Genomic DNA, 18,262 nt, shown 5'->3' with positions numbered 1-18,262 from the left:
GTTGTTGCCTGCACACGATCTGAAGGCCTTGCCTTCTCGTCCGCCAGCGAGGACGGCGGACCTGTGCGTCAAGTCCTGTCAATCGAATCCGAACTTCACCGCCTTCAGGGTTGCCTCCTCGACCGCCTGCACGACCCGCTGGAACGAGCGCTCGGCCGCCGTCGCGCGCTGAGGGGTGCGCTCGGGCTGCAGCACGAACAGCAGCAGAGAACGACCGGATACCTCGCAAACCTGGCCGAAATCGCGCAGCGCCAGCGGCTCGCCCCCCTCCGGCTCGCTGGTGTCGATCAGCCGGATCCAGCGATTGCCGCCCATTGCCGGAGGCAGCTTGAACGGCACCACCTCGTTGTGGGCATTGAGCACGATCAGCAGCGTGGAATCGTCGCCCACGCGCCGGATTCCGGTCTCTTGGGCGCGCCCATCAAGCAGGACGCCGAGGCAGCGGCCGTTCGTGTCCTCCCAGTTCTCCGGCGTCATCTCGTTGCCGGCCGGCGTCAGCCAGGCCACATCCTTGACGCCGATTTCCTCGTCGTAAGCCCCGGTGAGGAAGCGCCCGCGCCGCAGCATGGGCAGCGCGCGGCGGATCATCAGAAGCTTGCGCACGAACTCGGCCTGGGCGCGACCTTCGGGTCCGATCCCTTCCCAGTCGAACCAAGTGATCTCGTTGTCCTGGCAGTAGGCGTTGTTGTTGCCGCCCTGGGTCCTCGCAAACTCGTCGCCGCCCAGCAGCATCGGTGTCCCGCGCGACAGCAACAGGGTGGCCAACATGTTGCGCATTTGCACGGAACGCGTGGCGCAGATCTCGGGATCGTCGGTCGGTCCTTCGACGCCGTAGTTGGACGAAAGGTTGTGGCTGTGGCCGTCGCGGTTTTCTTCGCCGTTCGCGTCGTTGTGCTTGTCGTCGTAGGAGACGAGATCGTTTAGCGTGAAGCCGTCGTGCGCCGCCACGAAGTTGATCGAAGCCCAGGGCTTGCGGCCGCGCTTAGCGAACAGGTCGGCCGAGGCGGTGAGCCGCGCCGCCAGATCGGGCAGCTTGCCCTCATCGCCGCGCCAGTAGGCCCGCACCGTGTCGCGATAGCGGTCGTTCCATTCCGCCCAGCCGGGTGAGAAACGGCCGACTTGGTAGCCGCCGGGACCGATGTCCCACGGCTCGGCGATCAGCTTGACCTGGCTGAGCACCGGATCCTGGCGGCAGGCGTCGAGGAAACGGCCGTCCTCGTGGAAGCCGTGCGGCTCGCGCGCCAGGATGGTAGCGAGGTCGAAGCGGAAGCCATCGACCCGCATGTCATTGGCCCAGTAGCGCAGGCTGTCCATCACCAGTTGCAGCACACGGCTGTTGCTGAGGTTCACGGTGTTGCCGGTGCCGGTGTCGTTGATGTAGTGGCGCGGGTCGGGTGCCAGCCTGTAGTAAGAGGCATTGTCGATGCCTTTGAAGCACAGGGTGGGACCTAGCTCGTTGCCCTCGGCGGTGTGGTTGTAGACGACGTCGAGGATGAGCTCGAGCCCGGCATCGTGCAGATGCGCCACCATCTCCTTGAACTCGGCGAAAGCAAAGTCAGGGTTGGCCGCGTAGCGCCGGGCGGGCGCGAAGAAGCCGATCGTGTTGTAGCCCCAGTAGTTCTTCAGCCCTTTGTCGAGCAGGTGGCTGTCGTCGACGAAGGTATGGACCGGCAGCAGCTCGACCGTGCTGACGCCGAGCGAGCCCAGGTAACCGGTGATCTCCGCGCTCGCCAGCCCGGCATAGGTGCCGCGGAGGGGCTCGGGCAATGTCGGATGGCGCTTGGTCAGGCCGCGCACATGCGCCTCGTAGACGATGGTGTTCTCCCAGGGGATGTGGCGCCGCCCATTGCTCCAGGTGAATGCCGTGTCGATCACGCCGGCCTTCATCGTGTAAGGCGCGCTGTCGCGTTCGTCGAAGGTCGTGTCATCACCGGTCTCTACCTGATAGCCGAACAGCGCCGGGTTCCACTCGATATGGCCGATCATCTGCTTGGCGTAGGGATCGATCAGGAGCTTGCTGGGATTGAAGCGGTGGCCGGCCAAAGGCTCGTAGGGACCGTGCACGCGATAGCCGTAAACCGTACCCGGCCGGGCATCGGGCAGATAACCGTGCCAGACCTCGTCTGTATATTCTGGCAGCGTAATGCGCTCGATCTCGCGCTGCCCGCCCTCCTCGAACAGGCAGAGCTCGACCTTGGTGGCGTTGGCCGAGAACAGGGCAAAGTTGACGCCGAGCCCGTCCCAGGTGGCGCCTAGAGGATAGGGGAGGCCTTCCGACAGGCGCGACCGACGAACTGACGATGGGGACACAGGTTTTCCTTCGTTGAGTGAGCCTGGAGAACGCCTGGAGTGCGCTTTCGGCTCCGCCGAGATGGAGCAGCGTCCGTGTCTGCGCACCAGCCCGGCGGCGCCAGCATTTCCGGTCCGGAGATTTAGCCTCATAGCCAGCGAGCCGCCGACGGTAAGTGGCGAATCCCCGCTGAACCCACCAACGGCGTCGTCGTACTAACGGCAGCGGGCGGCCACAACCTGTTCATATCGGCACTACAGACCCCAACCCGTCGCCGTCGTTGCCGCGCGTGCCCGGCGGTCCCGGCGAAGTGCCGGAGTTAACGACATGGTAGCAAACACACCCAGCCCCAAATCCTCCGCAAAAGCGGAAATAGTCAGCAACCTGACCGGGACATGCGGCGTCGACTTGATATGGCGGACAAAGGCGACGGGTTGCGGACCCCGCAGTATTGGCAGGACCGGGCCAGGGAAGCCCGGACATTGGCCTACCTCGTCCGCGACCAGGCCGCCAAAGATGGCATCGGCCGGGCTGCGAGGATGTACGAGGACTTCGCCAAACGCGCCGTCAAAGGAGAAGATGCGGAGAAGTAGCCGCCGCACGCGGGGAGGTGAACCGCACCCGGCTGGCAGTGACCACGGCGGCGATCGATGGTCGGCCTCGGGGATCTCCCACTGCGCGACCCACCCAATACGATGGCGGCAAGGCGGCGCTGTTCGGTCATTCGGGAAGGCCTGCCTCCCGAAGCGCTGCAACGTAAGTTTCCCGGCCTCCCATAGGCAAGTGCGGGGTTCGTTCCCGATAGATCGAAATACGCATTTCAGGAAGCAGGGTCCTGTACTCGGCCAGGGCCTGACGGGCGGAAGCGAGTCGGCCGACAAGCACGTTCGCTACTACCAATTCAACAAGAGCGCCCTGAAAATTGGGTCGTAACCTCAACGACTCCGCGATAACCGGCAATGCCCTCGTCGGCTCACCATTAAGAGTCAACGCGCGTCCCAGTAATGTCAGCGTGTAAAATTTCAACGTATCGAGTGGACTGAGCCTCAACGCACGCTCCAAATCACCAATTGCTGACTGGGGTTCACCCGAGGCAATTCGCATTGAGGCGCGGAAGGTCCAACCCGCCGCAAAATTTGGGTTGATCCTGACGGCTTGGTCGAGCAGCGCCGCGCCTTCTTCGACGCGCTGCATGGTGATGAATAGTGCTTGTCCGCACCAGGCAAGGACCCTTGCATCATTGCTGTCGAGTTCGAGAGCCCGGCGAACGGCACGACTGGCCTCCTTCGTTTCCCCTGGCCTGTCCACCGTCCAACCGAACGACCAACGCTGAACATACAACTCCGCAATCAGAGCATGAGCCAACGCAAAATCAGGTTCGAGGGTGATGGCCTGTCGCGCCAAAGCCAACGCTTCGAGCGAGCTTTCGGCGCTGACGCGGTCCAAGGCCGCGCCGGCGCGCAAGAAATAGTCGTAAGCGTGGAGGTTTCCCACCTTGCGTTTGGCGCGCTCTTTTTCCGCCTCCCATAACGACGGGGCGATGCCACCAATTACTCTGCCTGCAACCTGATCTTGCAGCTCAAAAATGTCTTCGAGGTCGCCATCGAACCGGTCGGCCCAGATATGGGCTCCATTGATCGCGTCAATCAACTGACCGGTAATTCGAACCCGGTTGCCCGCCTTGCGAATGCTGCCTTCCAGCACATAGTGGACGCCCAGATCGCGGCCGATCTGCCGAATGTCGACCTGGCGGCCTTTATAGGCGAACGAGGAGTTTCGTGCGATCACGAACAGCGTTTTGTAGTGCGACAGGCCGGTAATGATGTCGCTCACCACGCCGTCAGCGAAGTATTCCTGCTCTGGATCTCCGCTCATGTTCTGGAAGGGCAGCACGGCGATGGAGGGCTTGTCGGGTAGCGTCAGCACGGTCGCCTGACCGACGACCTTCGCCTCTCCGATCACGAAGACCTGCACTGGCCGCTGGATGTTCTTCAGCTCGATCTCACCCCTATCAATGAAGCCAAGATCCAGCTTGTCCCGCACCTGCTCGTGGACCGCTCGTGTGATGGCGATGCCACCTGGCTCGGCTATGCCCTCGACACGAGCCGCAACATTCACGCCGTCGCCCATCAGGTCGTTGCCCTGGACCACGACGTCGCCAACATGAATGCCGATGCGCAGCGGCAGGCGACCCTGGTCATTGGCGTCCTGTATGGCTTTCGCACAGCTCACCGCCTGCACTGCGCTGGCGAACTCGATCAGGAAGCCGTCCCCCATCGACTTGAACAGCCGCCCGGCGTGTTTGGCGATTTGTGGCTCGATGATCTCCGTCCGCAGTGTTGCGAGGTGAGCCAGCGTTCCTGCCTCGTCGCCGCCCATGAGCCGAGAGTAGCCGACCACATCGGCCACCAGGATCGCGGCAAGGCGACGCTGCTCGGTCATCGCAAGGCCTCGGCGGCGCTCGGATCTTCAAGGCCAGCAGAGATCCGCAAGAACGTTGTTGCGCGCTTGCTGTCCTCCTCTCGAGCGTATGAAGACGCGCTGTCTAGCCTGCTTCTGAAGTATTCAGGCGCAAGCGCTTTGCCCGAGTCGAATGCAACTCTGGCTTTGGCGACATCTCCCGAGCCGACCAGGCAGACTACATAATGAATGTACGCGGGCGCATAACTCGGCATGTGGTTGAGCGCACGGGATGCCCATTCAACACCCTCGCGGTACTTTTTCGCACCGAAGCTCGCATAAGCCATTAGGTTGTAGGCCATATGGTTGCGCGACTGGCGGGGGTTTAGCCGCAAAACCTGTTGTCCATGTTCGAGTGCCTGCTCGTGTTGACCTACTGCGGCTTCCAAAGTGCCGAGAAGCCGCAAGACAAACGTGTCATTTGGGTTCAGCTCATGGGCACGGCGTGCGTCCATGAGCGCCTCAGGATAGCGATCCAGTTGACCGCTCAGCAAAACGATGATGCCTCTCTGGGCATAGCTAAGCGCATTCGCGCCGTCGAGTTCGATTGCCCGCGCGGCTGCCGACGCCGCTTCTCGGAGGGCATGCTCTCTGTCCACCACCAACTGACCGTGCAAAGCATTTGAGTGAGCGATACAAATTGCGTGCAGCGCCGGCACAGAAGACGGGTCTATCGCCAGCGCTTCCTTTGCCTCCCGAATAGCAAGATCCGCAATGCCGCGATCTGTTTTATCCCTTCCCTCCGCTGCATGAGCGTATGCTCGAAGAGCGATTTCGTAGGCGCTGAGGTTCTCAGGGCGTTTTCGAGCGGCTCTCAACTGCTCGGTCAGCTCAATCTGCGGTGCAATCGCCGCCACAACGGCTTGCGTCAGTTCCTCCTGTACCGCGAAGACGTCCTCCGGCACGCGATCATAGCGTTCGGACCAGATTTGATTGCCCGTCAAGGTGTCGACGAGCTGCCCGGTCACACGTATCCGGTTGGACGACTTGCGCATGCTGCCGTCCAGCAGGTAGCGGACGCCGAGGTCCCTTCCAACCTGCTGGATGTTGAGCGACTTGCCCTTGTATGAGAACGACGAGTTTCGGGCGATCACGAAGAGGGAGTGGAAGCGCGACAGCTCCGTAATGATGTCTTCGGTAACCCCGTCGGTGAAGTATTCCTGCTCTGGATCACCGCTCATATTTAGGAATGGGAGGACCGCAATGGAGGGCTTGTCGGGCAATGTGAGTGTTGTCGGCGCGGGCGCTGCTTTCAGCGGGATAGCCCTGCCTGGCCGCAAGAGCCAGACCTGAACAGGCCTAGCAATGTTCTTGAGCGACTGCGTGCCTCCGTCGTCAAACTCGGTGTCGAGCCGATCGCGCACATCATCATGCACGCGGCTCGAGATGCAAATGCCTCCCGGCGGCGCGATCTCCTGCAGGCGGGCAGCGACGTTGACACCGTCGCCGAAGATGTCGTCGCCATCGACGATGATGTCGCCGAGGTTAATACCGACGCGGAAGTTGATACGCCGATCTTCGGCTATGCCTCCGCTGCGGTCAGCTATGGCCGTCTGCACCTCAATAGCGCAGCGCACCGCATTGACCACGCTCTGGAACTCCAACAGCAGCCCATCGCCGGTGGTCTTGACGATGCGACCGCCGTGCCTGGTGATGGCTGGCTCGACTACTTCCTGCCGAACAGCTTTTAGTGCAGCCAAAGTGCCGCTCTCATCCCGTCCCATCAGCCGCGAGTAGCCGGCGACGTCAGCCGACACGATTGCGGCAAGGCGGCGCTGCTCGGTCATTCGGGCATGCCTGCGCGCCGCAGGGCATCGACCGCCTTCTTCATATCTTCGGCACGGCGTGGCCTCGTAAATGAAGTGAGATTACTTATGCGCATTGTGGGGGCGAGCTGGAGCAGTTTGGCTACGACCTCGTGTGCTTCACCGATGTTGCCGGCGAGTGCCTTGCCCGCAGCAGCCAAAACTAATGCGCTTGGCAAACACGGGTCCCTACGAAGTACTTGGTAAGCCAAGTCTATCGCTTCGCTATTGTTGCCAAGAAAAAAATGCGCCATTGCCATCATTGCATCTGACCGGTCGGTAGCGCTTCCCATAGGGCTCAGCTGTCGGGCTCGCTGTAGTTGCTCGATTGCCTTTGCATGATCGCCGAGAAGCACACTGAGCATGCCCCGATTTGTCCATGCGATAGCAAGATTTGGATTGTAGGAAAGTGCTGCGTCGATCAGGGCTGACCCATTTTCAAAGTCGTCGCAGACCATTGCGAGCGCCCAGCCGGCTCTGGCCAGTGACAGGGCGTCGCCGCCAGCCATCCTGGCAACGTGTGAGACGAGACGCCTGACTTCGTCTGCTTCGCCCTCAACATTATCAGCCCAAAGGCGCGCTTTCTTCATGGCATAACAAGTTACCGCCAATCCATAAGGGGCAGCGAAATTTGGATCGAGTTCCATGGACCGAGCACAAAACTGCAAGGCCTTCTGGTTTGATGCTCGTGTACCTTCGCCGGCAGCCGAGAGGGCTCGCAGGTAACAGTCGTATGCATCGAAGTGCTTTGGCGGCTGGCGCATCGCACGCCCAATCTCGGCACGCCCTACGGTGGGATTGATACCTGCAACGACGCGGGTTGCTACTTCGTCTTGAAACGTGAAGACATCCTGAAGCAATCCATCGAACTGATCGGCCCAAAGATGTGTTCTGGTTTCAACGTCGATAAGTTGTGCGGTGACCCGCAAAGTGCCGCCGGCTTTCCGCAGGCTACCTTCGAGTAGGTAACGGACGCCGAGTTCACGCCCCACCTGCTGGATGTCAATTGTCTTGCCCTTGTAGGTAAAGCTAGCATTGCGCGCGACCACAAATAGAGACTTGAAACGCGACAGCGCGGTGATGATGTCCTCAACCATGCCGTCAACGAAGTACTCCTGATCAGGATCGCCACTCATGTTCTGGAACGGCAGAACGGCAACTGACGGCTTGTCGGGGCGCGTCGGTGCTGGCGCAGAGTCCGGCCGGTACGCTGGCATTCCCGGCGCAACAGAATGAACTTGCCAGTCCTCAGCGGCCCACTCCACCCGAAATGCGCGTACCGGTCGTTCGATGTTTTTGAGGGCAAGATCGCCCAAGGCATGAAGATTAGCTTTGAGCCGGCCCTGAACAGCATCGCGTACCGCCCGCGAAACGACGATCCCTTCCGGCGGGGCCTCCGCCTCCAGGCGTGCGGCCACATTTACATCGTCGCCATAGATGTCATCGCCTTTGATGATGACATCGCCGAGGTGAAGGCCGACCCTAAACACGATGGCTTTGTCGGCGGGCTGGTCGCGATTGGCCTCGACCATGCCTTGTTGGAAGTCTATGGCCGCAGCGAGCGCGTCCACGGCACTCGCGAACTCGATTAGGCCCCCATCTCCCTTCAGCCTGATCACTCGCCCGCCGCGACGTGCGACAGCGGGCCCAAGCTGCAAGTTTAGATGTTCCAGAAGTCGCGCAACGGTGCCGCTCTCATCCCGGCCCATCAACCGAGACGATCCAACGGCGTCGGCAAACAGAATTGCCGCCAGTTTGCGCTGCTCTCGCGCCAACGGCATCCCCCTGGATAGCTACCGAAATCGTAGGGCTACTATGGGAGCCGGGCAACAGACCTACTGTGGCGACTTGGGGTCCTCGCTTGGCGCGCGTGCCTATCGGCGGTGTCGCTGAGCTGGTCGTCGCAGGCGCACTGGTGGCGTCAATGCCACCCGCTAGATTGGCGTTGCTCCAGTAGCGGCCAGTCCTGCGGAAGACCCAGCATCCGCGCCAAAATTTCCATCAGCTCATCCGGCTCGAAGGGCTTGGCAATCAAGGGAGCCCACCGGTATTCGGTCGGAACCGCCGCGTCTGGATAGCCGGTGAGGAAAACGAATGGAATGCGCCTTGCTGACAGGATGGCGCAGACCGGGAAACACGGCCGGCCATTGAGGTTGATGTCCAGGATGGCGCCGTCGAGCGCACGCTCGCGGGCCATTTGCATGGCGCTTTCCAACCGGCCGACAGGACCCATCGGCTCGAGGCCGCACTCGCTCAGAACTCAGCCACGACCTCAGCCATCAACAGGTTGTCGTCACAGACGAGTACCCGGCCTCCGTGCCGCGCACGACCGCTGCTTTGCATCGCCTCACCCCACCACCCACTCCGGCTTGAAGTGTAGCAGAAACGGCTTATGCGCGCCTTTCCGCGACAGTCTAAATCTGCTGCACTAACCGCCGTGGGAACTAATGATCGGCCGCCGAAGTGGATCAAGCCGCAGCTGACGCGCCTCGTTCAGGAAGCGCCGTCGGGCGACGCCTGGATGCATGAGGTCAAGTACGACGGCTACCGCATGCACGCGCGCGTTGACGGCAAGGACATCAAGCTGCTCACGCGCACCGGCCTGAACTGGTCCCATCGATACCGGCGCACGATCGAGGCGCTTAGCTCCCTAAAGGTCAAGTCGGCATATCTCGACGGCGAGCTGTGCGCCCTAAATGCGGAGGGCGTGCCCGTCTTCAGCCGGCTGCAGGCGGCTATGGATGAAGGCCATACTGATCAGCTCGTGTTCTTCGCCTTCGATCTCCTGTTCCTGAACGGACAGAGCACGGCGCAACTGCCGCTCATCGAACGGAAGGAGAAGCTGGCACGCCTGTTCAAGAAGGTGATGGGCGGTCTGCGCTACAGCGAACACGTCGAGGGCAATGGGCCCCGCTTCCGCGAGCATGCCTGCAAGCTTGGCTTGGAAGGTGCCATCTCCAAGCTCGCCGATCGCCCCTATGCACCAGGCGACCGCGGGATCTGGGTCAAGTCGAAGTGCCTTAACCGCGAGGAGTTCGTGGTCGTCGGCTGGACCGATCCCGAGGGCAGGCGATCGCACATCGGCGCGCTGCTGCTGGGCTCCTTCACAAACGATGGGCAATTGCGCTACGCCGGCCGTGCAGGCACCGGGACGGACGCTGAAGCGCCTGGCAGGCGTGCTAGGTCCGCTGAAGGTGCCGAAGACGCCGCTCGCCAAGCCGCCGCCGCTTGACAGCCGCTTCGGATCGCCCCTGAAGCTCGCGCGCGCACCGGCGCTCTCGGCCACGCGCCCGCCGCCGCACGCCTCGCAGTTCGCGAGAGATGTCTCGCCCATTAGGCCAGTTCAAAAGTCGATCCGTACCCAGGTTTCTGCGCGCCGATCGCCGCCCACGGATATCGCGCCGCGTTTCCCTCAACTTTCGGGAGTTTGCCGCAGCCCTGCGTCAGTCCCTCTTTTCTCGCCAGTTACGCCTGGTCGTCGTCGAATAGGCATTCGGCCATCGCCTTGGTGAGGTCGGTCTTGCCGACGCCGGTTGGGCCGGAAACGCTATCAAAGTCGACCCTCTCCTTGCCTCTCCGCTAGGAGGCCCTAGAGAGAAGACGATGAGCGCCAGAAATTTCCACAGGGTCCAAGGCCTTTTCCAGGTCAGTGTTTAGCCTGCTCTGTCAGGACCGCCGCGGGTGCTGCATGCTTCAGGCTCCGTCCGAGCGACGCAGCCAGAGTTCCACGCGCCCGATGCGGACGCCCCACTTTCCAATGGTCGCCCTATTGACCAGGTGAGCGCTGTCCTGCAGCGCCAGCACGTCGGAGAAGTCCACCGTCCAGCCACCGAGTCTGACGGCGTATTCCAGCCTGACGGCGTTGCCCTCGGTCCAAGCCCGCGCCAATCCGACAACGTCCTCCCGTGTTCCGGTGTAGCGACCTGGCTCTGTCGCCTCCAGTCGCCAGGTCTTGCGATCTCTTTGGCCGTCGGCGAACGCAAAATCCTCGACAAGGGTCAAAACCCGGCCATCCCACGAACCATGGATGGCCACGGTGAACGAGCGTCGCGAACCGGTCCATGAGTTAATGAACACGCCGTGGCCCGACGTCGTGCCGTCGAAGAACGATTCGAGGACGAGCCGCGGAGAGTTTTCGTTCGCCGGCGATGCCGGCGGCACGGCGCAAGCGCCGAGCATGGCGGACACGATGCTGAGGGCCAAGGCGGGCCACGGGGCGGTTGGGCTGCTCATGGTGCGATTTACGCTTCGACGCGATGGACGGATCATCCGACTTCCAGGGGCGGCGCGCCCAACGGCGCGTTCGAGAAGACAACTCGGCAAGCGGAACGCCAAAGCCGACGCGCTCGAACGCGGCGCTGGACCGCTCATCCAGCGCACGGGAGCGGTCACTAAGGCACAACAGCCCAAAGCCCGGAACGCGCGCGAACCTCCGGTGCGGGCGCAAGCGGCCCTCAAGACCTTCGGGTCACCATTCGAAGCGCCAGGACAACGCAGCGCCCACCACGAACTGATTTGGCGAGCCAGCCGGCCCGCTGACCAGCGGCGAGTCGGCGGCCATGTCGGCCAGCCGATTGTAGGAGCCGAACGCCACGCCGGTGAGCTTGTCGGAGATGCGCCACCGCGCGCTCGTGCCGACACCGACGCTGCGCAAGCCCGCGCCGGGATAGTACTGGGCGTAGCCAGAGTTGAACGACTGCGCGGCGTTGATGCCGAAGTATGCCTGGTTGAACGTGGCGTCGGTGACCGACAGCCGTGGCCCTCCGGACAGGAAGAAGTTGTCGGCAAGCCGCAGCTTGCCATCGACGAGCGCATCAAAGACCAGGCCGTTGCTGCCACCCAGGCCCCGCCGCAGCTCGATCTTGGCCGCCAGGAACGGCAGGTCGTAGCGCAGGAAGCCGCCACCCTCGACGGTGAACGGCACGAATCCCGTACCATAGAGTCCGGGCCCATCCCATTCGTTGCGCGGAAAGCGATAGCGGAGGATCGGTCCGGCCTTGAACCCCGCGACGTCGAGCAGCGTGGCACCGACGCCGTCACGCGCGGAGATGAACACCTTGTCGCGCTGGTAGCGCAGGTCGAGGTTGGGGACCGGCAGGACGCGATAGTAAGCGCCGCCCTCGAACCATGGCGCCATGACGGCGCCCGGCCCGATGTCGAACGTCCAGTCCTGTGGCGGCGGGCCCGCGGCCTCGCTGCCGATGCTCGAAGGCTGCGCGAAGGCGCCCGCCGCGGTGGTCAACGAAACCACCAGGAATGCCATACAGCTACGCCACACCACGCAACCCTCCTCGGTCGACCGGAGTCGTACGAACGAGAGGGGCGCGCGGATCACAGCTACTGCAGCGAAAGATATCGGGCCTCAAGCCGAGGCCGACGCCTCCAGCGAGCGAACGATATGGTCGTGCAGCCGCCGCGCCGGGGCCGAGAGGTTCGTGGCGGAAAGCAGCGCGATCTCGGTGTCATGGAGGCGCGGAAGATGCCACCGCCGCTCGAGCGCCACCAGGCCCGCAGGAACCATGTCCTTGGGCAGAACGGTAACCCCGAGGCCGGCGTGGACGGCGGCATGCTGCCCCGCGAGGGAGGCGCAGCTGTAGGCGATGCGCCACCGGCGCCTGACACGATCCAGGGACGCGGTCGCGCGTTTGCGATAGACGCAAGGCGGCGGAGAAACGACGAGCGGCAGCACCTGCGCTGCCTCCACCGCCAGCTGAGGAGCGGCGACCCACACCAGCGGTTCGCGCCAGACGCGGACCCCCCGGCCCAAGCGCTCGGGCTCCCTTTTCAGCAGAACCAGATCGAAGTCGCCCTGCCGGAAGCGCCCCTGCAGGGTCAGCGTAAGCTCGCACGTCACCTCGAGCTGCACAGCGGGATAGGCCCGCGCGAAGCGCGCAAGGACCTGCGGCAGATGCGTCGTGGCGAAATCCTCGGGGGTCCCCAGACGTACGCGCCCCGCAATTGCCACGCCATCGAGGCTGGCGATGGTGCGATCGTTCAGATCCAGGATGTCGCGGGCACGGGCGAGAAGAGCTTCGCCTTCGGCCGTAAGCCGGACACGACGGCGCGTCCGGTCGAACAGGCGCACCGCCAGCCCTTGCTCCAGCCTCATGATCTGCAGGCTGATCGTGGACTGGCGCCGCAGCAACGCCTCCCCGGCCCGGGTGAAACCGCCGAGATCGACCACGGCGACGAATGTCCGCAGCAGGTCGAGGTCGAGATTTTGCGGCCGGGCCATCCCCCATAAATCAAATTCCCAAATGTATTTGTCCAGTACTATCAATTTCCCAAAGGGCATGCCGGCTTGTAATCACGCGCCATCGAGAAACACGATGTCGTTCCTGTCGCTTGCCAGCCAAAACCTGCTTTCGCCCATGGTGCTCTTCTTCGCCCTCGGCGTTGCCCTGGCCTTTGCCCGTTCGGATCTCTCCATACCCGGCGCCGTCGCCAAGCTGTTGTCGCTCTATCTGATGATGTCGATCGGCTTTCGCGGCGGCAGCGAGCTTGCCCAATCACGGTCTATCCGCCACCCTGGTGACGGCGCTGGCGGCCGGCCTGGCGCTGTCCTTCCTGACGCCGTTCGTCGCCTACCTGTTGCTCCGGCTGACAACGCGCTTGTCGATCGTCGACGCCGCCGCGGTCAGCGCCCACTACGGATCGATCTCGGCCGTCACCCTGGTGGCGGTCATGGGCGTGCTGCGCGAGATGGGCCTGGCGTTCGAGGGGTTCATGATCGCCGTCGCCGCCGTGATGGAGACCCCGGCGATCCTTTCCGCCCTGTTCCTGGCGCGCCGGCAGCGCGAGACCGGCCACGCCGCGGCGCTTGCCCGGGAAATCCTGCTGAGCGGTGCGGTGGTGATGCTGCTCGGCTCCTTCGCCATCGGCGCGGTGACGGGAGAACGCGGCAGCGCCATCCTGAAGCCGTTCCTCGTCGACCAGTTCGCGGGGTTCCTGTGCCTCTTCCTGCTCGACATGGGCCTGGTCTCTGGACGCGGCCTACGGGATGGCGCGCGCGTGCTTTCCACGGGGACCATCGCCTTCGCCCTGATCATGCCTCTTGCAGGTGCTTCCTTCGCATCCGCACTCGCGCCGTTTGTCGGCCTGTCGACCGGGGGCACGGCGATCCTGATCACACTCGCCGCATCTGCATCCTACATCGCCGTGCCAGCCGCAATGCGGCTGGCCCTGCCGGCCGCCAACCCCGGCCTGGCTCTCGCTCTGTCGCTGGGCGTCACCTTTCCCTTCAACCTGACCCTGGGAATCCCGCTCTATATCGGTCTGGCACAGCGAATCACGGCATAGCCGCTTTCATCCGCTGCGCCTCACCGCGCGTAGGACGATGCATGAACAATCCGCCCGACAAGCGCCACCGTATCATCTCCCTGACCGCCTTCGTTGTCCTCGCACTCGGGGGCGGAATGGCGATCGGGTTCACGAGTCCCGCCGACGCCTGGTACGCAGCCCTCTCCAAACCCAGCTTCAACCCGCCGAACTGGATATTCCCACCGGTGTGGACCGGGCTTTACGTGATGATCGGCATCGCCGGGTGGATCGTCTGGGACCGCGAGCGCCGATCGGCGGCGATGGCGGTGTGGTGGCTGCAACTTTGCCTGAACTTCGCCTGGTCACCCCTGTTCTTTTCCGCCCATCGTATCGACCTGGCGCTGGCCGTGATCCTGGCGCTGCTGGTGGCGATCTGCGCTTTCATTGCCCTTACGGCGCGACGGCTGCCCGTCGCGGCACTCCTTTTTTCTCCTTACGGACTGTGGATCCTGTTTGCGAGCCTGCTGAATGCGAGCATCGCGTCGTTGAACCCGCTCCCCTGACTGCATCATGCAGCCCTCGGAAATCCAGAAGGCAATAACAGCCGCAATCGTCATGCGGAGGCAGTAGTCTTGATCGGTTGAGGGGGGTGCATGCCGTTGTACTGGACGATCGATTCCAAGGAGCGCCTTTTCACGGGGAGTGGCGAAGGCGATGTCACCTTCGCAGATGCAATGGCGCTGTTGGATGCACTAGCGGGTGCGAGGGCGCAGTCCTACCGGAAGCTGTTCGATGGCCGCGCAGTACGCTCTTCAATGACGGGCGAAGAGCTGCTGACGGTGTGTGCCAAAATCAGAGCCATTCATGAGCAAGGGCCTGTCGGCGCCCTTGCGCTAGTCTGTACTCCAGAGCAGACCGTAACGTTTGCCCCCCTTTTGGGTGCGCTCGCTGCGGCTGACCGGCCCATTAAGATGTTTCCCGGTCTGCGCCCCGCGAACACTTGGCTGGCCTACCAGAGAAGCTGAGAACCTATCTCGCCTGATCGGCCTTGCCACGTTGCCGATTGCCTCGTTTCCGGCGCGCCCCCCGACCGTCAGTCCCTAGATGGGTTCACGGCCGGGGTAGGCTTCCCGGGTATCATTCACGGCTGCTCGCCCAAGAGCCGGAATCCTGGGCACGACCATTAATTTGGGGTGCAGACCGGCTGATGTGTGCGTGATTTGTTTGCAACACCTTTCGGGCTGCGTCTCTAGCCTCGCATCTTTAAACGACGGCTGGCGTTCCTCGTCGTTGACGAGGCAAGCATCCATGTCCGACAAAACCACACTGGCACGGGAAAAGAGAGACGTTGCGCGTCGTGCCAGACGGTTGGCGAACACGCTATTGGCCGAGGATGACAGGTCTCGGCTAACACGATTTGCCGACGAGCTGGACAGGGAGGCAGCGGCGCTTGAGCAATCGACCGCTGTGTTCGTGCTCAAGCCTGATGTCACATCGCACCAGCAAACGCAGCAACAACAGGTCCAGCAGCAGCAACAGTCAGCTGTAGCCGACTCCGATCTGACAAAGGAAAAGGACTAACTTTCTCCGGCCAGGTTCGCCCCCTTATGTCTCTCCGCACACTTGAGTCGCCCGGCAGCCAGACCTCGACCGTGCGCGCTGATCTCGCGCTTTTGAATGGCATGCATGCGGATCTTCCCTTGGAGCGCGCCGCCATGCATCGCGTGCTACGAGCTGTCATTTCTTTGATCGAGGTCGGGCAGATTCCTTTCGACGAGTGGCAACAGCGCTGCTTAGTCTCTGCGGCCGCATTCTTCGATCGCGAACAGTACCGGCAATGCGCTCGGCAACTAGACGCACTCTTCATAGCGAATCGTGCTTCGCTTAATATCTTACATGCCAGAGCTGCCTGAATCTGCGGTTGCGGCGGCGATGCGGCAGCTCGCGGGTCGGGAGTGGTTGGTGCAAGCAGGTTCAAATCCCAAGGCGGCGCAGAGTGTGTCGTAACTAGGACCGCCGCGGGTAGCCCGCCCAGCGCTCCGAGACTGGGCGGGCGGCCCGACACACCCCGACGGGCCGGAGCACTAGCGGGGAAGACGCATGCTCCAGCAGCGAAACCCCACAATAGAGCGGCGAGTTACAATGGCAGATTGATTTTGTACTAGCCGCCAGGTTCTTGGTCGCGAGGGACGGCGTCAAGCCATTGCCTGCCTGTAGCCCGTTCCAGATCGACCCGCGCCCAGTTCGAGCCGTGATGCGCGCTAGCGCGACGCGTGGATCTGTCCCGTGCTGCGGGAATCTGCATCTCAGCGTCCTGGAATTGGCCCGCTGCGGCCCCCGCTGTCTTTGCTTGCACGAGGGTAAGCGCGATACGATTTGCAACGGTTCTTGACGCGATGATCGACCTCCTTGATCAGCAGATCTTTTGCGTTCTGGAGCTGCGGGTGCAGGTGTGGCCTGAACTTATGGCCATGGCACTCAGTCGCGAAGGCTGACGGCACTCATTTCGTCGGCTCGCGAAATATGCACGGCTCGACGCCTTCACCGGAGAGTGCCGCACGCTGCGACCATTTCCACAGGGGGTTCCAGTAGGCGTCGAGCAGATCGCTGGCCGCCTGCCGATCGTCGACGATGTAGCCGAACTCCTGGAGGTTGACGGGATAGACGTTGTCCGAACCGATATAAAAGATGCGGTCGTCAACCATCCAGAGTTTGGCGTGGTTGGCGATCGCCATGCCGTGCGGCCACGATGCATCCGGCCCGAAACGCAATGGCGCAAGATGGACATGGCTGCACAGCAGCGCGTTGATAGGATCGGGTCCTTTCCTGATCTGGTAACGCGCCGTGGGATCGCGCGCATCGACTTGCTTCTGGACCTTGTCACGCAAGTGGCGAGCGAAGGCTGCGAAACTGACATCGTTGGAATAGCTGAGGCCGGTATTGCCCGACGCACCGCGGTTGGACAGCACGATGTAAACGTGTCCGCCACGCCGCTCGATGAACTCGAGCAGGCGATCGAGCGTACTCTCGGGGAAAAGTGCATCGGAACGGCCGAAAATGAAGCCGATGTCCTGTTGCGACATGCGAATCGTGTGGCGCGCCGCGCCGAAGGCCAGGTCCCGAGCGAGCTCGCTCTGGTTGGCGAAGTCCTTGGTGATGCCGGCGCCCATCCGTCCGACTGCCAGCATCGGGGTACCGTTTCCCGCCGTCGCCGCGACTGGCGGCGGTGCGAGCGCCGCGGGGCACGGTCCATTCGCCGGGTAACTCGCAAGCTGCACGGCAGGGTTTTTACCGAGGTTGGTGCAGACGAACTCCCAAAGCCGGCCGGCGAAGTGTGAAGCGCTCGCGGCCGCGGGTCCCTGCAATCGCATCGAGAGATCGTGTACCGGCTTGTCGATCAGATAATCTTCGGACCAGAGATTGTGGCCGCCCACCAGCGCCTCATTGCCGTCGACGGTGATGAATTTGGCGTGCGGCCAGGAGAAGCTGCGGCACTCCTCGCCGTTGGTGCAGGAGCGCATGGCCGCCACGCTTACACTGAGCCGTCCGCCCGGCGCCAGTCCTGAGGTCAGTGACGAGAGGAGCGCCGCGGCATTGGCACCATCGGGTGGATATTGCCCGACAATCACGCGGACCGTGACCGGGCGGCCGCTCACCGCGAGGTCGCTCAGTCCGGCGCGCAGGGCAGCGAGGAAGCGCGAGTCTGGCACGGGCTGCAGTGCAGCGATATCGACGCTATGTCGGGCGCCGGCAACAAGGTCGTGCACGGGCAACATCAGCGCATCGGAATGCCCGAAACAGACCTGTCGCCTCGCCTCCGGTGCGCCCGGTGGAGGCCAGATCGGGGCGCAGGTACCGCCGTCCGGGCAATCGGCATCGCTGCGGCAAGCGGGCAGTTTGATGTCGCGTTCGCAGTTCCGGCAATCGAAGGAATAGAACGGAAGGTCGCTGCCACGACGTCCCCAGCGGGCGGGGCTCTGAATTAGCCACCCGGGCGCCAGCCGGTTGCCGTCGGAGAGGTCATAGGTGACGCCTGCGAAAGCCCCCTTGGGATCGCTCTTCGCGAGTTCGCGCCGCAGTTGCGCCAGCAGAGGCTGGGAGTCAGCTTGGTCGGGCGTCCTGATATCATGCTCGCGTATGACATCGACGAGCGGCGCTGCCGAACTGTCGGCGCTGTAACCTCGCTCTCCCGGACCACCGCGCCAAGCCGTGCTCGGCAGATCGCCCGTGCACGACGCGAGGGCGATCAGGGCTGTTACCGCGACTCGGCGTGCAAGGATCATTGCTGGATATGGCTGGCGTTAAGAGGGGACTAAAACGCGCCGATCGGCGGATAGTTCCCAAACGGCCTAGCAGCTTGATCTGCGGAACACAGTGAGGCGGCACCCCGTTCTCACCTTATGTTTCGTCTCCTCTTCGCCGCGTTGTTGATCGCCCTGCCGGTGAG

At 62.9% G+C, this 18,262-nt stretch carries 16 protein-coding genes and 1 pseudogene; 8 read left to right on the top strand and 9 right to left on the bottom strand.

Going from position 1 to position 18,262, the window contains the following annotated elements; all coding sequences use genetic code 11:
• Positions 1-78: 78 nt before the first annotated feature.
• Entirely contained in the window at positions 79-2,310 is a 2,232-nt protein-coding gene (gene glgX / locus RSO01_RS35090) for a glycogen debranching protein GlgX (protein ID WP_246159029.1), read from the bottom strand.
• A 393-nt stretch (positions 2,311-2,703) separates the two neighbouring features.
• Here glgX and RSO01_RS47790 point away from each other — a divergent pair, with 393 nt between their 5' ends.
• A complete protein-coding gene (locus RSO01_RS47790) occupies positions 2,704-2,883 on the top strand; it encodes a hypothetical protein (RefSeq protein ID WP_170303595.1) in 180 nt (59 codons plus the stop codon).
• 127 nt (positions 2,884-3,010) lie between these two features.
• Here the strand turns inward: RSO01_RS47790 and RSO01_RS35085 are convergent, their stop codons facing one another.
• The 4 genes from RSO01_RS35085 to RSO01_RS35070 all read right to left on the bottom strand — a co-directional run bounded on the left by RSO01_RS35085 (position 3,011) and on the right by RSO01_RS35070 (position 8,758).
• Positions 3,011-4,732 carry an adenylate/guanylate cyclase domain-containing protein gene (locus RSO01_RS35085; RefSeq protein WP_147155259.1) on the bottom strand — a complete coding sequence of 574 codons (1,722 nt, stop codon included), beginning with the start codon at positions 4,730-4,732 and terminating at the stop codon, positions 3,011-3,013.
• Positions 4,729-6,537 (bottom strand): adenylate/guanylate cyclase domain-containing protein, encoded by a 1,809-nt coding sequence (locus RSO01_RS35080; RefSeq protein ID WP_147155258.1) that lies wholly within the window; start codon positions 6,535-6,537, stop codon positions 4,729-4,731. Before RSO01_RS35080 ends, RSO01_RS35085 begins: the two co-directional genes overlap by 4 nt.
• On the bottom strand, positions 6,534-8,330 hold the full coding sequence (locus RSO01_RS35075; RefSeq protein ID WP_170303594.1) for an adenylate/guanylate cyclase domain-containing protein: 1,797 nt from the start codon (positions 8,328-8,330) through the stop codon (positions 6,534-6,536). Before RSO01_RS35075 ends, RSO01_RS35080 begins: the two co-directional genes overlap by 4 nt.
• A gap of 146 nt (positions 8,331-8,476) precedes the next feature.
• Positions 8,477-8,758 (bottom strand): response regulator, encoded by a 282-nt coding sequence (locus tag RSO01_RS35070; protein WP_147155256.1) that lies wholly within the window; start codon positions 8,756-8,758, stop codon positions 8,477-8,479.
• Positions 8,759-8,947: 189 nt separating this feature from the next.
• On the opposite strand from RSO01_RS35070, the gene ligD reads away from it, so the two are divergent.
• Entirely contained in the window at positions 8,948-9,787 is an 840-nt protein-coding gene (gene ligD / locus RSO01_RS35065) for a non-homologous end-joining DNA ligase (RefSeq protein ID WP_147155255.1), read from the top strand.
• A gap of 461 nt (positions 9,788-10,248) precedes the next feature.
• On the opposite strand, the gene RSO01_RS35060 is transcribed toward ligD, so the two are convergent.
• From RSO01_RS35060 to RSO01_RS35050, 3 genes are all read right to left on the bottom strand, one after another.
• Positions 10,249-10,788 carry a DUF3833 family protein gene (locus tag RSO01_RS35060; protein WP_246159026.1) on the bottom strand — a complete coding sequence of 180 codons (540 nt, stop codon included), beginning with the start codon at positions 10,786-10,788 and terminating at the stop codon, positions 10,249-10,251.
• Positions 10,789-11,023: 235 nt separating this feature from the next.
• Positions 11,024-11,806, bottom strand: a complete 783-nt coding sequence (locus RSO01_RS35055) for a MipA/OmpV family protein (RefSeq protein ID WP_170303593.1) — start codon at positions 11,804-11,806, stop codon at positions 11,024-11,026.
• 111 nt (positions 11,807-11,917) lie between these two features.
• Complete coding sequence (locus RSO01_RS35050) at positions 11,918-12,790, bottom strand: LysR substrate-binding domain-containing protein (RefSeq protein WP_147155253.1); 873 nt, start codon at positions 12,788-12,790, stop codon at positions 11,918-11,920.
• A 22-nt stretch (positions 12,791-12,812) separates the two neighbouring features.
• On the opposite strand from RSO01_RS35050, the pseudogene RSO01_RS49790 reads away from it, so the two are divergent.
• The 6 genes and pseudogenes from RSO01_RS49790 to RSO01_RS47785 form a co-directional block, all read left to right on the top strand.
• Positions 12,813-13,010: pseudogene (locus tag RSO01_RS49790) on the top strand (hypothetical protein); the annotation flags it as partial.
• Between the two features lie 46 nt (positions 13,011-13,056).
• Positions 13,057-13,854, top strand: coding sequence for a sodium-dependent bicarbonate transport family permease (locus tag RSO01_RS35045; protein WP_246159024.1), 798 nt, complete (start codon positions 13,057-13,059; stop codon positions 13,852-13,854).
• Between the two features lie 41 nt (positions 13,855-13,895).
• Positions 13,896-14,378 (top strand): TspO/MBR family protein, encoded by a 483-nt coding sequence (locus RSO01_RS35040; RefSeq protein WP_147155252.1) that lies wholly within the window; start codon positions 13,896-13,898, stop codon positions 14,376-14,378.
• Positions 14,379-14,468: 90 nt separating this feature from the next.
• Positions 14,469-14,840 carry a hypothetical protein gene (locus RSO01_RS35035; RefSeq protein ID WP_147155251.1) on the top strand — a complete coding sequence of 124 codons (372 nt, stop codon included), beginning with the start codon at positions 14,469-14,471 and terminating at the stop codon, positions 14,838-14,840.
• Positions 14,841-15,123: 283 nt separating this feature from the next.
• Positions 15,124-15,396: a hypothetical protein gene (locus RSO01_RS35030; RefSeq protein ID WP_147155250.1), complete on the top strand. Its 273-nt coding sequence runs from the start codon at positions 15,124-15,126 to the stop codon at positions 15,394-15,396.
• Between the two features lie 26 nt (positions 15,397-15,422).
• A complete protein-coding gene (locus RSO01_RS47785; protein WP_170303592.1) occupies positions 15,423-15,728 on the top strand; it encodes a hypothetical protein in 306 nt (101 codons plus the stop codon).
• A gap of 588 nt (positions 15,729-16,316) precedes the next feature.
• On the opposite strand, the gene RSO01_RS35025 is transcribed toward RSO01_RS47785, so the two are convergent.
• A complete protein-coding gene (locus RSO01_RS35025; protein ID WP_147155249.1) occupies positions 16,317-18,098 on the bottom strand; it encodes a phospholipase D-like domain-containing protein in 1,782 nt (593 codons plus the stop codon).
• Positions 18,099-18,262: the final 164 nt, after the last annotated feature.

It is taken from the genome of Reyranella soli, assembly GCF_007992495.1.
GTDB lineage: Bacteria > Pseudomonadota > Alphaproteobacteria > Reyranellales > Reyranellaceae > Reyranella > Reyranella soli.
This window is presented reverse-complemented; position numbering and strand designations above follow the sequence as displayed.